General features: G+C 63.6%; 2 protein-coding genes. Both read right to left on the minus strand.

The window, feature by feature from the left end:
- Positions 1 to 9 precede the first annotated feature (9 nt).
- Positions 10 to 5148 carry a beta-ketoacyl synthase N-terminal-like domain-containing protein gene (locus J3U88_RS26420; protein ID WP_207862007.1) on the minus strand — a complete coding sequence of 1713 codons (5139 nt, stop codon included), beginning with the start codon at positions 5146 to 5148 and terminating at the stop codon, positions 10 to 12.
- Complete coding sequence (locus J3U88_RS26425) at positions 5145 to 17594, minus strand: SDR family NAD(P)-dependent oxidoreductase (RefSeq protein ID WP_207862008.1); 12450 nt, start codon at positions 17592 to 17594, stop codon at positions 5145 to 5147. Before J3U88_RS26425 ends, J3U88_RS26420 begins: the two co-directional genes overlap by 4 nt.

Here is a 17594-nt window from a genome sequence, read left to right on the forward strand (position 1 = left end):
TGACTTTTGTTAAACCAGGGACTTGATTTCGTCCAGACTGAGCTCGCCTCGTTTGAAGCGTTCCAAGAGCTCGCGTTCGCGCGCCCCATCGTCGGGCGGGGCTTCCGCCGCGGGCGCCGCGACCTCGGTGGTCGGCGGGGTGGCGACGGGCGGGGTGCTGCTTTGGGACGGGGCATCCGCCGACGGGGCATCCGGCGACGGGGCCTTGGCATCCAGGAAGGCGATCAGCGCGGCGGGCGTGGGGTGTTCGATGAAATCGCGCGCTTTGACCACGATCCCGTGGCTCTCTTCCAATTGCCGGATCAGTTGCAGGCCGAGAATCGAATCAACGCCGTATTCAGCAAAGGGTTTGTCGGCATCGATCTCGTCGGGTTCATAACCCAGGAGTCGGCTCACCAAATCCAGGAGGTTGGTTTTCAACGGTTTGGACGCCGAGTCAGCCGGTTGCGCGGCCGCGCCGACCAAACGCGAGACGAGCCGGCCCGATTCGACACTCATGGCGATGCGCGCGCCGGGGAACGCCCAATGACCCGCGAGGAACAGGTTCCGCCACGGCGTGGTTTGCGGGAGCCGTTCCTTGCCCGCTTGGTCGACGGTCATCGCCCAGCCCGAGATGGCGCCTTTGTAGTTGAGCGTGTATTTCTCCATGGTCGGCGGGGTGGCCAGTTCGAAGTTGGCCACGTGGCCGCGCAGTTTGGGGAAACACGCGTAGAAGCGCGCCATAAAGGCTTCTCCGATCTCGGCGGCGTTTTCTTTCCAGAACGCGGGTTCCAGGTAGGGCACCTCGACCGTCGCCACCACGTAATCGCCCTTGGCGCCCAAACGTGCATCCAGTTGGGTGGGGCAGACGCAGTACAGGTATTTGATATCGAAACGGTCAAGCACGCGTTCCGGCGCCACGCCGTCCTCGTGGTCGAAGATGTACATGGCGTGCAGGTTGTGGCGCAGCTCGTCCGCTTCCAACCACTGATCGAGTTTGCCGTCGAAGAAAACGGAGAGCACGCAACTCGGCATACAGGGTTTTAGCGCGCGAACCTTGCGCAAGTAGGCGTTGTCCACCTGCTTGTCATCCTCGTACATCGCATCGAAGATCTGCCGCGGGGAACAGGCGAGGATGGTGTCGTCGCCGGTGTATTCACCTTTCGCGGTCACCACGCCGCGCACTTTTTCGCCCGAAACATTGACACGCAAGACCTTGCGACGGAACTTGAGCGTGCCGCCAAGGGCGCGAAACCGTTCCACGAGTTTGCCAATCAGGTTTTTGGAGCCGCCGGCCGGGTAGTACTGGGGCACGCCGATGAACATTTTAAAGACCACGCGGTAGGCGATGAAGGCGGTATCCTCGATGGGATCGGTCGGGTTCGAGAAGGGTAGGTAAAAGTGGCGGTGGAAGCGCTCGGGCAGGAAACGGCCCAAAAAGGCGCCGAAGGTGAGGCGGTTGTAGTGCTCCTCCTCGCGTTCGATCAGCGCATCGTTGAAGATGTACCGCAACATGTCCTTGAGTTCGCGTTCATATCCGGGCGTAAAGTTGCGGAAGATATCAAAGGCGTTTTCTTCCTGTGTTTTTGCACCGATTTTGAACTCGATGGGGACAACCCCTTCGTCGGGGGTTACGCGGAAGGGGGTCACCGCGCAATCGATCCAGTCCATGGCGATCCCGAGTTCCTGCAACGCGCGGCCGATAATCTCATCCGGCTCGACGAACGGGTAGAAGGCGGTGACGGCGTCGACGTCGTAACCCTTGCGTTTGTAGTTCTGTAAATAACCGCCCGGCAGGCCGTGGTATTCGAGAATGAGTACCGCCTTGCCTTTTTGTTGGAGGTAACAGGCGGCGATTAAGCCGGCAATCCCGGCGCCCACAATCACCACATCGTAGTGGGTGCGTTCGGGGCTTTTTTTGCGTTCCGGCATGACAACGGTTTGTTGCGGTTGGGCCGCGAGCGCGTTTCGGGTGGGTTGCTTGGCCGCGGGCGTGACCCAGCAGCGTCGTTTTTCGAAGGGATAGCCGGGTAGCGAGATCCTGCGGCCGCGGGTTCCCAGCGTTTCCAGTGGGATCTTGAACCCCAAGACCCACAGTCGGGCCGCCTTTTCCAAGTCACCTGAAGCAAGGGTTTCGTCCAAAAGCATCGCTTGCGAGCCGGCACCAAACAAGTCGGTTACCTTCTCGCGCTCGGGATCCGTGACGGCACCGCGCACAAAGCCGGCGTTGTTTTGGTCGGGATCGGCGATGAAGTTTGCTAAGGCGGCGCTTAAGGCTTCTTTCGAGGGCGCGGGGATGGCGAGTCGTTCCGCCATGTGTTCGCGCCCGACCCGTAAGGTGAAGGCGATATCGACGAGGGAAGCGTCATCGTTTTCCAGAAACGCAAGCAGATCGCGCGCCCGCTGCAGCAGGATGGCCGGTTTCGCGGCGGAGAGCGGCACCAGTTGGGGTTGGTCAAGCGGGGTTGGTTTCGCTGAATGGGTGCATTCCTCTACGAGCAGGCTGGAATAGGAAATGGTCGCGCCCACGTTGCAGATCACGGCCCGACGCGGCAGTTCCACCTCGCCCTGGACCGGCCGCCGCCACAGCGTCGTTTCCCGTTGAATGCGAAACGGCGAACGCCCCCACTGAATATGTTGGTTGGCGGGGAAGGCGTCGGCATGGATCGAGGGGGTGAGCAGGCCGTGTTTGAGTTGGAGCATCACTTTAATGAGTTGGGCCATGCCGGAGGCGGCTTCGGTATGGCCGATATTGGATTTGACTGAACCGATGGGGCAGGAACCCGGCCCGGTAGCAAACGCCTTGGTGAGACCGGCAACCTCAATGGAGTCCCAGATCTCGTCCCCCAGCGCGGAAGACTCCACGTAAGAGATCGTTTCCGGTTTGACCCCGGCCTGCGCGAACAGGCGTTTGATGAAGGCGGCCTGGGCGTTGGGTTTGGGGATCATGAAGCCGCCGCCCTTCCCGCCGCCGTGACCCATCACCGAGGCTTTGATCACGCCGTAGACATGGTCGCCGTCGCGCAAGGCGTCGGCGAGGGGTTTGAGGATCACGGCGCCGATGCCTTCGCCGGGGACGTACCCGTCCGCGGCGGCAAAGGGCCCGCTTTTTTCCTTGCCCGAGTAGAGGTTGGTCATGGAATAGCTGATTAATTTGCTGGGGTGGAGGCAGAGGTTGACGCCGCCGACCACGGCGACCCGACATTGACCCGAGGCCATGGCGGTGAGCGCCCAGTGCAGGGCGGTCAGTGCGGAGGAACAGACGGTGTCGACGCTCATACTGGGGCCGTGGAAATTAAAGAAGTGGGAGACGCGGTTTGCGACCGGGGCAAAGCTTTGCGATACGGGGAAGGCCGCCCGTTCCTCGGCAGCCAGGGCTTCCAGTAGGACGGATTGGTAATCGTTGTTCATGATCCCGGCAAAAACGCCCACCTGGTTGAGGTTGCGATCACCGCCGGGATCCAGGGTCGCGGGTGTGTAACCCGCATCTTCGACCGCGTTCCAGACGGCTTGCAGGAAGAGCCGACACTGGGGGTCGACGTACTTGGCTTCGAGCGGTGGGATCTTGAAGAACATGGGATCGAATTGATCGACGTCGTCCAATAACCCGGCCCAACGGGGCATTTCTTTGCCCGTCGGCGAGGTGATATGGGTGAAGTCGTCGGTGTTCCAGCGTGTGTTCGGGATGGGCCCGACACAGTCCTTGCCGTTCTTTAAGTTTCGCCAAAAGGCGCGCAGATCGGCGGCTTTGGGGAAGGCGCCGCTCATGCCGATGACGGCGATGTCGCCTGCGTGGGGTGCGGCCGGTTCAACGGCGCGAATCTGGGCGGCCGGTTCAACGGCGCGAATTGGTGGGGCGGCGGGTTGTGTGATCGGTGGGGTTGCGGCTTGGGGTAGGGTTTTCTCGAGTTGCTCCGGTTTTGGCTCGCTATTCGCGGGTGCGCCATTCGCGGGGGCGCTGTTCGCGGGGACGGCACCCGTTTCGTCGGCTAGGAACACCGCGAGTTCGGCCAAGGTCGCGTATTCGAACAGCAGGGTCGGCGCCAAATCGAGGGACAACTTCTTGCCGACTTCCGTCACGATTTCGAGCAGCATCGACGATTCGAGGCCCATCTCGTAATAGTCGCTTTCGGCATCGATTTCCGCCGGCGCGCGGCCCAAGGCGCGGGCCACGATCTCCTTCAAGAAACCCAGCATGTCCGCAACCGTCCCGGCAGCGGCCGCGGCCGGTGGAGTGGGTTGGGGTTTGCTTGTTTCGGCGCCGGCTTTCAGCGCCTCAGCGCTGTCTTTCACCGCTCCTGTCTTGCGCTTTTTGGCATCGGACCCGCCGGGGTTGATCAGCGCGGATGAACGCACCAATTTATTGGTGAAGCGACCCAGTTCGGCGATTTTCTCGCCGGCGTCGTTAAAAAAGGCGAGATCCATGTACAGGAGTTCATTTTTCCTGGAGACGGAATCGAGCGGGATCCTGCACCAGGTGCGATCCTGCAAGGTCGCGGCGGCGCGAAAGGATTGGAAGAAAAGCGGGAGGAAGAGCTTGCCCGCATCCTCCGCCGGCACGAACTCGGGAAACAGCAAACTGCCTGCGACGCCGGCCGAATCGATCAGGGTTGGGTGGAACAGTGCGTCCTGTCCGCCGGCGCGGTAGGGCTCGGCCAGGGAAAGGTCGACCAGCAAGCTATCGTCGAGGCGAAAAATGCGACCCTCCGCCTTCATGATCCCGGTATGGACGAGTTCATTGTCGCGGCAGACGTCGTAACAGGCCGCCAAATCCGTTTCTTCACGCGCCTGTGCGGTGAGCGCGCTTAGGTCGAGCGTCTCGTCAAAGCGGACGGGCTCGCGATGAACCACCTCCGCGGCGGCGAAAAGATCCGCTTCACCGTGGGCGTCAAGGGCGAGACCTTCGATACGGACATCGCGAACGCGGTCGTCGCCGTTTTTGGGTTCGCCGCGAACGAAAACCCGTACGGCGCCCCCGTCGGGTGGGATGAGGGGCCGAAAAATGGAGAGGTTCTTCAGTTCCAGTTCCGGGTATTCGAAACCGTTCTGGAGGAAAAATCGGTAGATGATGTCGATATAAGCGAGTCCCGGCAGCAGCGCGTGACCGTGGGCCTTGTGATTGCCCAGGATGGGGTGCTCTTTGGATAGGATGAATGCCGCTTTTTTCATGATAAGCCCTCCTCACGGGAACCGTTGCCCCATAAGCCTTGAAGTGCAACGGCCTCCTCGCGGGTCGTCGCGGTGTTGCCCTCGGGTGCACCCTTGGCCGTGGTGATCGGGCTCGCGGTCGCATCGCGACCTTGGCCGGACGGCGCCAGGATTTGGGTGGCCGGTTCGGGTGCCGGTAATCGGCCCCGTCGTGCCCGGTAATCGGGGAAACGGGCGGGTTCCCACGCTTCAAGGACCAGATGACAGTTGGTGCCGCCGTCGGCGAAGCAGTTGAGCGCGGCGGCACGGGAGCCGTTCGTTTCCCAAGCCTGAGCCTGGCGCGGCAACACGAAATCCGATTGTGTTAGATCGAAGTGGGTCGGTGGTTGCTCACCGGAAAGAAAGGGCGCGAAACGGCGTGCCGACAGGGTAAGCAGGGCCTGGATCATGCCGGCGATGCCCTCGGCCGCGAGCGGATGCCCGATATTTGGTTTCATCGAACCCAAGACGCAGCTTCGCGTGCCCGTAGCGTAGACGGCCTTGAGGGCTTTGAGTTCGAGCAGATCGGTTACCTGAGAACCGGACCCGTTGACACCGATGAAGCCGATCTCCGCGGCGGTTTTGCCGCTGTCGGCGAGGCCGGCGCGAATCACGCGGGTCTGTGCGGCCAAGTTCGGCGTGGTGGGTCCGGCCGTGCGCCCGTCGTTATTGACCGCAATCCCCTTTAACAGGGCATAGATCGGATCGCCGTCGGCAAGTGCTCGGTCCAGACGTTTCAGCATCACCATGCCGCAGCCTTCGCCGAGCACGACCCCGGCCGCACGCTGATCGAAGATGTGGAAATCGGGTACCGGGCTGAGGATCTTGCGCATTTCGAAGAGTCGGAACGCGGCGTCGTCCGCGAGGACGTTCACACCGCCGACCAGGCCGACCTCAATCTCGCCGAGCCGCAGTGATTGGACGGCGGCATGCATCGCGACCAAGGCGGAGGAACAGGCGGTATCGATGACCATGCTCGGTCCGGTGAAATCAAAGAATTGGGAGACATTGGCGGCCAAATAGTTTTGGCCCACGCTGACAATCGCGTTTTTCACGGAGTGCAACAGGGTCGGGTCGGCAGGCCGCGAGGTGCGACCCCCGATATAGACACCAACCGCGCCGCCCTTGAGTTCTTTGGGGGTGTAGCCGCCGTGGTGGATGACCTTGAGGCTCTGTTCAAGGACCAGGCGCGCCTGGGGATCCAACGTCGCGGCGTCGCCCACGCTCATATGGAAAAATTCGGCGGGGAAGCGATCTAAACCGTCGATGAACCCACCGAAATACGTGGCATCGCGACCGAAGCGCGGCGCGGGCGCCACGCTGATCGCACGGCGGCCCTCCGTCAGCAGGGAAGCGTAACCCGCGAGGTCCGCCGCCCCGGGGAAGTGGCAACTCACGCCGATCACGGCGATATCCTGGCGCGTCCGATTGCCTGCCGCGGCTTTGGGCCGGGCTTGTTCTTGGGTGGGCGTGGCCTCACCAACGGAGATGGTGGGCGCCGGCGCTTGGGCAACGGGGATCGGGCGTGCCGGTTCGGGTTCGGGATCGGGTTCGGATTCGGAAGGACCGGCGGCGATCTCGGGTTGTTGCGCGCTGAAATGAGCGGCCAATGCCTCGGGTACCTCATCGAGGAGGTAGCGCGCGAATGCGTCGAGGGTCGTATGCTCAAACAGGATCGAAGGGTCGAGCTCGTGCCCGACGACACCGTTCACCGCGGGCAGGATCTGCGCCATGAGGATGGAGTCGACACCGTAGTCCTGGAAGGGGGTGTCCGGCTCCAGGCGATCAGCGGCGATGCCGAGTTCTTTGGAAAAAAGGCCGGTCAACCAAGCGACGGTTGCCGCGTGGGCGTCGCCGGCCCCGGGGCTCCAGGTGGTTTGTGTTTTTTTACGTTCTGTTGATTCGTCCGTGCCGGCCGCTTCGTCCACGGGCGCGGGGGCTGCGTCCAAGCGCGCTACCGACCAGTCCGGCGGGACCACGACCGGCATCACCACGCAGCCCGGCCGTTCGACAAGCACCGCATCGAGCATGGCGAGGCCTTCCGCATCGCTGATGCTGAGCAGGCCGGTCTCGCGATAAGCGCGGCTGGTTACCTCGCCCATGCCGCTCTCTTTCCAGCTCGGCCACTGGATGGAAAGGAAACGACCGGGTGCCCGCGTCGCCTGATTGCGGGCGAAGGCGTCCAGGTAGGCGTTGGCCATGGCGTAATCGGCCTGACCCACGCCCAGCGCCGCAACCGAGGCGGAAACCGAGGAGAACAACACGAAAAATTGAAGGTCGTGACCGGCCACGGCTTGTTCGAGTGCATGGGTGCCGGCGATCTTGGGTTCGACGATGCGCGCCATGCTCGCGGGCGTTTTGCGAATGAAGGCCGGGTTCTCCGTATCGGCCAGACCGGCGGCGTGGATCACGCCCGTGATCGGCCCCACGCCGGCGAGGGCGGCGCCGAGGGCGGTTTGATCGGAAAGCCGCACGGCCAAGGTTTTGACCTCGGCGCCGAGGCCCTCGAGCGCGCGAATGTCGCGGATCTTCTGTTTGAGCACGGGATCACCCGTTGCCAGGTGTTTATCCCAATCGGCGCGCTCGGGTAAGGGGGCCCGGCCAAGCAGGATTAGCTTGCGTGCCCCGTGTTGCTGCACGAAATGCCGCGCCACCAACATGCCCAAACCACGGGTGCCGCCGGTAATGAGCAAATGTTTATCCGGCGGGAAGCCGGGCACCTTTTTGGCGAACGCCTGCTGCAAGCGTTGCGCGGGGTAGCACTCGGCCAAGCGCGCCTGTTCGCGCAAGGTGCCGCGGTAACGAACTTCGTTGGGACCTTGTGCCTGCCATTCGGCGATGATCTGATTCAGGAGTTGATCCGACGCGTTGGGGAGCAGGGCGTCCGAATCCATGTGACGCGAGGAAATTTTGCCGTACTCGCGAGCCAGCATGCGGTAGAGTCCGACCGAAGCGGCGCCGGCGAGTGAGGTCTGTTCCTCGCCTTCAGCGGCCGCCAAGCCGGCGGTCACTTGCAGGAGTCGCAGCCGCGCTTGTTCGCTGTGGCGCACCAGGTTCCCCAGCATGTCCAAGCGCCGGCCCCAGGTCGGCCCGCGCAGGTCGGATACCGCGGTGTGCGGATCGAGCGCGGTGAGATCGATCCAACCACCGTATGCCGCCCAATCCGGTGCCGCATCATCGTGAAGGTCGAAGAACCGGGCCTCGGGCAGCGCGGCGACCAACCGTTCCGCGAATGGGCGGGTCGCCGCCGTGGCGAGTACCGCGATGCGGCCCGAACAGGCCGCGCCCGCGGGGACACCATCCTGAGCCGACCACTGTTGCCACAGGAGTCGGGGTTCCCGTTGCGGTGCCGCCGCCGCGGGAATCTTTGTTTGGGTCGTGTCGGGGCTTGCCGTCGGTGCCGATACCCAACAGCGTTCTTCAGCAAAGGGATAGGTGGGGAGCGGAACCCGGCGTCGCGACGCGGTCTCATGAAGTGCGCCCCAATCGATGTCGAGGCCGTTCACCCAGGCCTGCGCCAACTTGGCCGTTTTGCGGGCCGCGACCCAGGCACGCAGCGCCGCGCTGATGTCCGCGTCGCCGCTGAAAAAACGCATGCGCTCTCGTGCTTGCTTCACATTCCCTGAATAAACGTGGTCAAGACCGCGTTCCCCCGCGGCGAAGCGCTTCAGTGCGTCCAGGAGCGCCGCCGTGCCGTCGGCCCGGTCAAGCAGGAACACGGCGCGAACATCGTGGGCGTCCCGGCCGACCTGAAGGGTGTAGGCCGCATCGCCCAAAAACACCGGCGAAAGTTCGCGCTTCGCCAGGAAGTCGTGGAGCTCGCCGGCCATGCGCGCCAAAATCCCATCGCTTTTGGCGGAGAGTGGCAGGAGTAAGGGGAATTCGGGCGCGGAACGCGGCGCCGTGTCCTCGGGCGGTTCCTCCAGGATGACATGGGCATTGACCCCGCCGAACCCGAAACTGCTGACCCCGGCGCGACGCGGTAACGCCTGACCCGAGGCATCGCGAAGCGCCGTCCAAGGCTGTTGTTCTTGAAGAATGCGGAACGGCGTTCCGGCAAGGTCGATGTACGGATTGATGCGTTCGCAATGGAGCGATTTCGGCAGGATACGCCGTTTCATCGCGGCAATCACCTTGAGCAGGCCGGCCACGCCCGCGGCCAGTTCGGTATGGCCGATATTGCTTTTGACACTGCCCAGATAGCAGGTGTGGTCCGCCGCGGGGCCGCCGGGGCTGAGCTCGGCAAAGGCGCGTTTCAATCCGTTGATCTCGACCGGATCGCCCAAGCTGGTTCCGGTACCGTGGGTTTCGATATAACCAATCGTGCTTGGCTCGAGGCCCGAGCGGGTGATCGCCGTTTTGATCAGCGCGGCCTGGGCGCTCGCGTTGGGGGCCGTCAATGAGTTAGCCCGGCCGCCGTGGTTCTGGGCCGTGCCCTTGACCAGCGCGTAGATGTGATCGCCGTCCCGCTGTGCATCGGCCAGCCGTTTGATAAACAGCATGCCCACGCCTTCACCGCGAACATAACCGTTGGCATCCTCGGAAAAGGTTTTGCAGCGACCGTCCTCGCACAACATCCCGGCTTTGCCGAAACTGATGTGGCCGTCCGGGATCGGGATGGTGTTGACCCCGCCGATCAGGGCCTGATCGCAATCGCCCGCGCGAATGGCGATCACCGCGCGGTGAAGCGCCACCAGCGAGCTGGAACAGGCCGTTTCAATCGGTTCACTGGGGCCGCTCAGGTTGAGCAAAAAGGAAAGCCGGTTGGGGCCGACCGAAGGAACGCGACCGGTCGCGCTGTAGCCCTCGAGCCCAATCCCCGCCGCGGTGAGGCGCTGGTGGTAACCGCTCTCCGCCGTGCCGACGAAGACACCGGTGGCCGAACCGCTGAGCGATTTCGGTGCATAACCGGCATCCTCAATTGCTTTAAAGGCATAGAGCAACAGCAGCCTTTGTTGCGGGTCCATTTGCGCGGCTTCCTTGGGTGAGATCCCGAAGAACAACGGGTCGAACAAATCGATGCCCGGCATGAAGCCGCCCCATTTGACGGATGTTTTGTTTTTCTCGGTTTTTGGATCGCCGGCATAGGCGCGCCAGTCCCAGCGCGCGGCGGGAACCTCCGAAATGCAGTCCCGGCCCGCGGCAAGGTTTTCCCAAAAAGCGTCCAGGTCGGGTGCCATGGCGAAACGACCGCTGACCCCGACGACGGCAATCCCGTCATCTTGGCGCGGTTGTCGCTGAACTTCTTCCGCCGCGGCGATTTCGCGCGCCACCGGAGCCGCGTGGGTCGGAACGGGCGGATTGATCGGGTTCACCGGCACCGTGATCTGGATCTCCGCTTCAGGAACCGCCGCGTCGGTTTCGAGTGAGAAATGGGCTGCCAATTCGCTTGCATAGGTTTCCGCGAGGTGGTCGCGTAGCGTTTCAATCGATGCGAACTCGAAGAAAATCGCCGGCGTGAGTTCCAGGCCCAGTTCCTCGTGCAACACATTGGCGTACTGGGTTAAGGTCACGGAATCAAAACCAAAGGAACTGAGCTCTTCGCCGGGCTCGATTTCATCTTCATCGACCTTCAGAATGCGGCTCACCGAGGCGATGAGGGCGGCTTCCAGGCGGGCCGAGAGTTCGGCGGCATGGCTTTGAACCGGCGCACCGGCCGCGGCTTTTTGCTTCGCCGGCTTGGCGGCGGTGGCTTTCGCGGCGAACAGTTTGGCGCGCATGCGCGCGAGCTCGCCCTCGACGACCAACACCCGCGCGGCATCACCGTGGAGCGCGGCATCGAACGCGGCGCGCCCGGCGGCGGTGCTCATCGGCACCATGCCGAGCGTTTGGCGCAGCATGCGCTCGGTGCTTTCGTCCACCTGCATGCCGCCCTCACGCCAGAGCGGCCAATTCATCGACACGGTTTTCCCGCGGCGTTCGCCCCGTGCGACCCGGCGGTTGCGATGCTCGGCGAAGGCGTCGAGGAAGGCGTTGGCGGCGGCGTAATCGGCCTGCCCCAAATTGCCCAGGTAACCGGCAAGCGAGGAGAACAGCACCATGAACTTGAGGTTCTCGTTTTGGGTTGCGGCGTCGATGCATGCGAGCCCGCCAATTTTCGGCGCAAACACGGCATCGATGTCCGACTCGGATTTGTCGACAATCATCGCGTCGCGGATCACACCCGCGCTGTGAATGATCCCGGCGAGCCCGCCGTATTCGGCCCGAATCCGCTGAACGGCGGCGTTCACCTGGTCCGAACGGCTCACGTCGACTTGGAAGTAGGCGACGTCGAGGCCTTCGGCCGCGAGCGCATCAAGGCGCTTTTGTTTGGCCGGATCCAAGGGGGAACGGCCGCTGAGAATGATCGGACTCCAGCCCGACCCGGCCAAATGCCGCGCGAAGATCGTCCCGAGCCCGCCCAAACCGCCGGTGATCCACACGGCACCTTTTCCATCGCCCAGTCCTTCACCCTCACTCGGGGTGAATTCCTCCAAGGTCAGCACCTGGCGGCGAAACGCGGGCCCGTCGCTCGTGTAGCGGACCTCCCATTCACCGTCATGGGCGGGGTCGATTTCCCGCGGCAGCCAATTCAGCAGGGCCTCGGGCGCGAGCATCGCGGCGGGAACCTGAACCACCTTGCCGGCAATCCGCGGCGACTCAGCCGCGGCGGTTTTGATCAATCCGGTGAGCGGGGCCGAGAACAAGGGATCGCGGCCGTCCGCGGTAAGCACCAGCACGGGCCGACGCGTTTTCGGTTTCGCGGCAATCACCTCACGGATCGCCGCGAAGGTTTGTTTAAACATCGTTTCGAGACGGACATGGATTTGGGGATCGGGGTGCTCATGCTCGGCGGCGGTCATCAGAACGGTGACGCTTGCGCCCCGTGCCTCTAGCTCGCGGATCGCGGCCTCGGGTACGCCAAGCGTGAAGACGAGCAGGCCGGCGGTCAACTCGGCGCCTTGAACCGGGTCCACGGCGCGGTCACGCCACAGCGGGCGCGCGTACAGCAGTTTGGCCCGCTCGGGCGCCTTTTGCGCGCGAACGGAGAAACCCCGAATGGCGACGCGCGGGTCGCCCTGTTCATCAAGCAAGTCCAGATCGTATTGGGTGACCTCCCCGTTTTTCCCCGCTTCACGGATCCATACATACCCGGAATCCGGGCTCGACCCATACAGGGTGACGCTGTCAATGGCGAAGGGGAGGGCGCGCGTGTCGTCTTTGCCTTCCTGCTCGAAACGAAGGCCGATCACGGTTTGGAGCGCGGCGTCCATCACACTGGGATGCAACCCATAATCCCCGCGCCCAAGCGCCGAACCCGCGGGGATTCCGACGCGTGCCAAGGCTTCCCGCTCCCCGCGCAGGATGTGCTCGATCCCCTGGAAGCTGGGCCCGTAATGGAAACCCTTGGCGGCGAAAGCGGCATAGATCCGCGCGGCATCGAGCCGCGAAGGGCAGCGGTTTTTCAGTGCGGTGAGATCGAGCCGCCCCGGCGCGGCGGACGGCGGCGCCACAAGCACCTCGCCCTGGGCATGGGTGGTGTCCACTTCCGTGGTAACCCGGAACTTGGTTCGCGCACCGTCGCGTTGCAGCCGAATCTGAACAGGGCGTTTCCCTTGGGTGAGGGTAATGGGTTGCGACCAGACAATCTTGCGCAGGGTCGTGGTGCCGGTGTCGGTGTCGGCGGAAAGCGAAGCCGCGGCGGCGCGGGCCATTTCCAGGTAAACGACCCCGGGCAGGACCATGGTGTCGCCGATGCGGTGGTCGCGCAGAAAAAACGCGCCGCCGTCCAATTCGGTTTCAAAGCAGGGATCCCCGCTGTCCGCGACCTGGTGCGCGATGAGCGGGTGGCGGGTCGCCGCGACCTTTTGCGGTGCTCGCGACTCGGGCGTGATTTCGAGCCAATAGCGCTTGCGCGCGAAGGGGTAGCTGGGCAGGCTGATCCGGTTCGGGTGCGGCGTTTCGGTAAGGCGCGACCAGTCGACCGCGACCCCGCTTACCCAGAATGCGGCCAAAGCATCCAGGTCACGGGCGGCGAGCTTTTGTTGGTAGCGCTCCTGACTTACCTCGCCGCGGCCGCCTTCGCGGTTTTTGCCGGCGCGGCCTTGGTGACAGCCCGGCCCCGGCGCGCGCTCCTCCGCGACGGCCTTCAGCCGCTCCAGCAGGTCCGCCGCACGATCCGCCACGATGGCGATGCGGTGGTCCCAGTGTTCCCGCCCGACTTGCAGCGTGTAGGCAAAATCTTGTAACCCGTTTTCGTCTAAGGGATTGGATGCCAAGAAAGCGGCCATGCGGGCGGCCAGTTCGCGCAGCTGCTTCTCGGTCCGTGCCGAGAGCGGGACCAGCACCGGACCGGCGGGTCCGGGGTTGGTTTCCCGCGTGCCTTCATATTCCGCGATCACGATGTGGGCGTTGGCGCCGCCCGCGCCAAAGGAGGAAACCCCGGCGATGCGCGGCAATTCGCGACCGTCGGCCGTGACCGGTCGCGGCCAGGGGGCAAGTGTCTGTTGCACCACGAACGGCGTCTCATCAAATGCGATGTTGGGGTTGCGTTCGCTGGAATGGAGCGACGGAAAGAGGGTTTTGTGTTTCAACTGGAGCAGGACCTTGGTGACGCCGGCGATGCCCGCCGCCGATTCGCAATGGCCGATATTGCTTTTGGCGGAGCCGAGCGCGACGGTATGTGCCGTTTTCGCATCGAAGCCGAAGGCCCGCATCAGCCCGTTGATCTCGATGGGATCGCCCAAAGACGTTCCGGTCCCGTGGGCTTCGATGTAACTGATCGCGCGCGGGTCAACCCCTGATCGATCCAAGGCGTTGCGGATCGCATTGCCCTGGGCCTTGGGGTTGGGCACCGTATAGCCGTTGGTGCGGCCGCCGTGATTGATCGCCGTGCCTTTGATTACGCCGTAAATGAGGTCACGGTCGGCGACCGCCGCTTCGAGCGGCTTGAGCAACACCGCGCCGACGCCTTCGCCCGGCACGTAACCGTCACCGCCGACCCCGAAACTTTGACAACGGCCGCCGCTGGCCATGAACCGGCCTTGCGAGAGCATGATGTACTTGTTGGGATGGATGCTCACGTTGACGCCGCCGGCGAGGGCCATGGCACACTCGCCGGCCCGTAAACTCTGACACGCCAGATGGATGGTGGTTAACGAAGAAGAACACATGGTGTCCACGGCGATGCTCGGTCCGTGGAGACCGAGAATGTAGGAGACGCGGTTGGCGATGCTGGCGAAGCTGCCGGAAAGCCCGACCACGCGACCCCTGGCCAGTTCCTGGGCGGCGTAGAGTTGGTATTCCTCGTACATGACCCCGGCGAACACACCAACCCCGCCGCCGATACCGCGCGCCGCCACATCGCGGAGTTGGTGACGCGTGTAACCGGCATCTTCAAGGGTCTCCCAGGCGGTGAGCAGGAAAAGCCGTTCCTGCGGGCTCATGATTTCGGCATCGCGGGGTGAGATATTGAAGAAAAGCGGGTCGAAACAGGCGACATCCGGGATGAACCCGCCCCACTTGGCGTAAATTTTTTCCTTGGTTTTATCGGGATCGTAATAGCGGAACAAGTCCCAGCGTTCTCGCGGCACCTCGGTAATGCAATCGCGCCCTTCGGCCAGGTTGCGCCGGTAATCCTCTAAGTCGCGGGCCTCGGGATAACGGCCGGCCACGCCGATGATGGCGATATCATCCGGGCCGGACCGCGCCGGCGCGCGCGACGTCTGAACAGCAGGCGCGGCTGCCGCCGTTCGGAACCGGCCGCCCTCGGCAAACGCGGGCGTCGGTGAGAGGGCGGCGAATTCCGGTGCCTCGGAATCTGAGGCCTCGTGCGAAGCGCCCGTGTCGGACGAGGTCGCCGCCTGGCCGGCCGGCGCGCCGGCGAGCACCGCCGCCTGGCCGGCCGGCGCGCCGGCGAGCACCGCCGCCAAACGATCAGGGTACCTGGCCGTGAAATAATCGACCAACTCGGCAATGCTCCCGTACTCAAAGAACAGGGTTTTGGAGAGATTGCCAAAGGTTTTTTCCAGAACCGCCGTCAGGTCCATCACCATCATGGAATCGATGCCGTATTCGCCGAGTTCCGCCTGTTCGTCGATTTGCGCCACCGGTAATTTGGTTGCCTCGGCGAAGCGTTCTTTAAAGAATGCCACAACGCGGTCGCGGAAATCGGGGGCCGACCCGGTGCGTGACGGGGTTCCCTTTTTGATCGTTGGTTTGGGTTCTTCACGGAACAGACGGGCAAGAATCTTTTCTGGGTTACCCTGCATGACCAGGAGCCCGCTAAGGTCGGACGCCAAAACCTGTTCGAAGGCGCGGAAACCGGCATCGGCATCGAGCGGCACCATCCCGGTCTCGCGCGCCATCCGTTCTTTGGCGGCGGCATCCAGGTCCATGCCGCCCTCGGCCCAGAGCGGCCAGTTGATGGAAATCGTGCGCTGGGCAGCGCGCCCCTTCCTTTCGGAGGAGACGTCGAGAAAGGCGTTGGCGCCGGCGTAATCGGCCTGGCCGGCGTTGCCGAAGGCGGCCGCGATGGACGAGAACAGCACCAGGTAGCGTGGGTTCAGGTTGCGAATCGCCCGTTCCAATGCGAGCAGACCGGACACCTTGGGCCCCAAAACCGCCTCAATGTCGGCCGGCTCTTTTTTAATGATGAAGCCGTCGCGAAGCACCCCGGCGGCATGGATCACCCCGTCGAGTCGGCCGTAGCGCGTGGCGATATGCTTCGTGATGCGCTGCAAATCGGCGTGGCTGGTCACATCGGCCTGGATGTAGTCGGCTTTCATGCCCGAACCGCGCCATGCGGCGAGCTGTTGTTCGATTTTTTGGGTAAGCGGTGAGCGACCACTTGCGATGAGGGTCACGCCCTCGGTGCGACCGAGGCGTTCGGCGAAAACACGACCCAATCCGCCCAAACCACCGGTGATCCACCACACACCGGAAGGCTTGAACCCACTCGGCTCGGGCAGGGTGCTCGCGTCCCGTTCGACGAAGCGACGAACCTCGCGTCGGTCGAAAGAAGGATAGCGGATCACCACATCCCGCGCGGCCCGCGCGCCGGTAACGGGCGCGGCAAGTTCGGCCCGGAGCAAGGCGAGACAGGACGCGGTGGAAACGCTCGGAGCGACGGCGACGATTTTTCCGCTGAACAGGGGGTTTTCCTGCGCCGCGCTTTTCAGCAAACCGGTGAGCGGCGCGCCGTGGTGCGGGGGCTCGCCGGCGGTGGTCAGAACGACCAGCCGTTGGTCCTGCTTGGGTTTTCCGGCCAACATCCGCTTCACGGCTTCAAAAACCCGATGGAAGCGTTCGATGACGGCGGCGCCTTCACCGTCGCCCGCGGCGATGGGCGGCAGCACCGTCACCTCGCCGAACGCCGCGCGTATCTCAGCCGCGCGCTCCTGGGGCAACCCGCACAGGACAACCTGCCGCGAAAAGGGTTCGGCGCCGGCTTCCGGCACGCTGCTTGCCGTCCATGTCGGTACGGCGAAGACGCATGACTTGTCGTTCGTCGCATGCTCGGCCAGAACGCGGCCGCAAAGCTCCCGCAAGGCCACACAAACCTCGCCCGCCTCGTCCAGAATATCGATGTCGTATTTTTTCACGTTGCCGCGCGAGTCGGCGGCGGCGCGCACGTAGGCATAACCTTTGACCGGGGTCGGCTTATAAAACGCGAGTTCGCCCAGTGCGAAGGGGAGCAGTGTACCGGGCGACCCGTCCGCCCAGGACGTCGAGGCAACGGCGGCTTGGAGCGCGGCGTCCATCATGCTGGGGTGCAGGGTGAAGGCGGAAGCGTCGGCCTTGCGTTGGGCGGGTAATTGCAACTCGGCCAAAATCTCTTCATCGTTGAAACGGACCGATTCCAGACCGGAAAAAGCCGGCCCGTATTCCAGCCCCATTTGGCGGAACCAGGCGTAGAGCGCCCGTTTCTCGCGAGCCCCGCCGCAGCGGCGCAGAATCGCGGCGATCTCGCGCGGTTCGGGCCGCGCGGCCGGCGTACCGATCAACGCGTAACCCTGACTGTGAACGATCACCGCGTCACCGGAACCGGTGGCAATCTCGAAGCCGAGCCCCTCCTCGTTTGGGTGAAGGGAAACGGTTACCTCGACGGGGGCGTCGAGCACCGCAATCGGCCGCGAGAAAATAATGTTGTGGAGGGAGATCGGCTCGGTGACGCCGGAGGCGTGGATGGCCGCGCGGGCGGCTTCCAGATAGGCGACGGCGGGCAGGATCGGCGTTTGCCGCACGCGATGATCATTCAGGAAAAATTCAGAACCGGTGAACCGTGAACGGAACTGCTGTCGATCAAGGGTGGCGGTGTTGCGATGGAGAAGGGGGTGCAACGCCTGGCCCGCACCCTGTTGATAGGTGCTGATGAGCGCAAGTGCTTCGGCCTTGGAAAGCCGACCCTGCTTTACTTGATCAAAAACATAGCCGTAGAAATTCGCCAT

This window comes from Acanthopleuribacter pedis (assembly GCF_017377855.1).
GTDB classification, from domain to species: Bacteria; Acidobacteriota; Holophagae; order Acanthopleuribacterales; family Acanthopleuribacteraceae; genus Acanthopleuribacter; species Acanthopleuribacter pedis.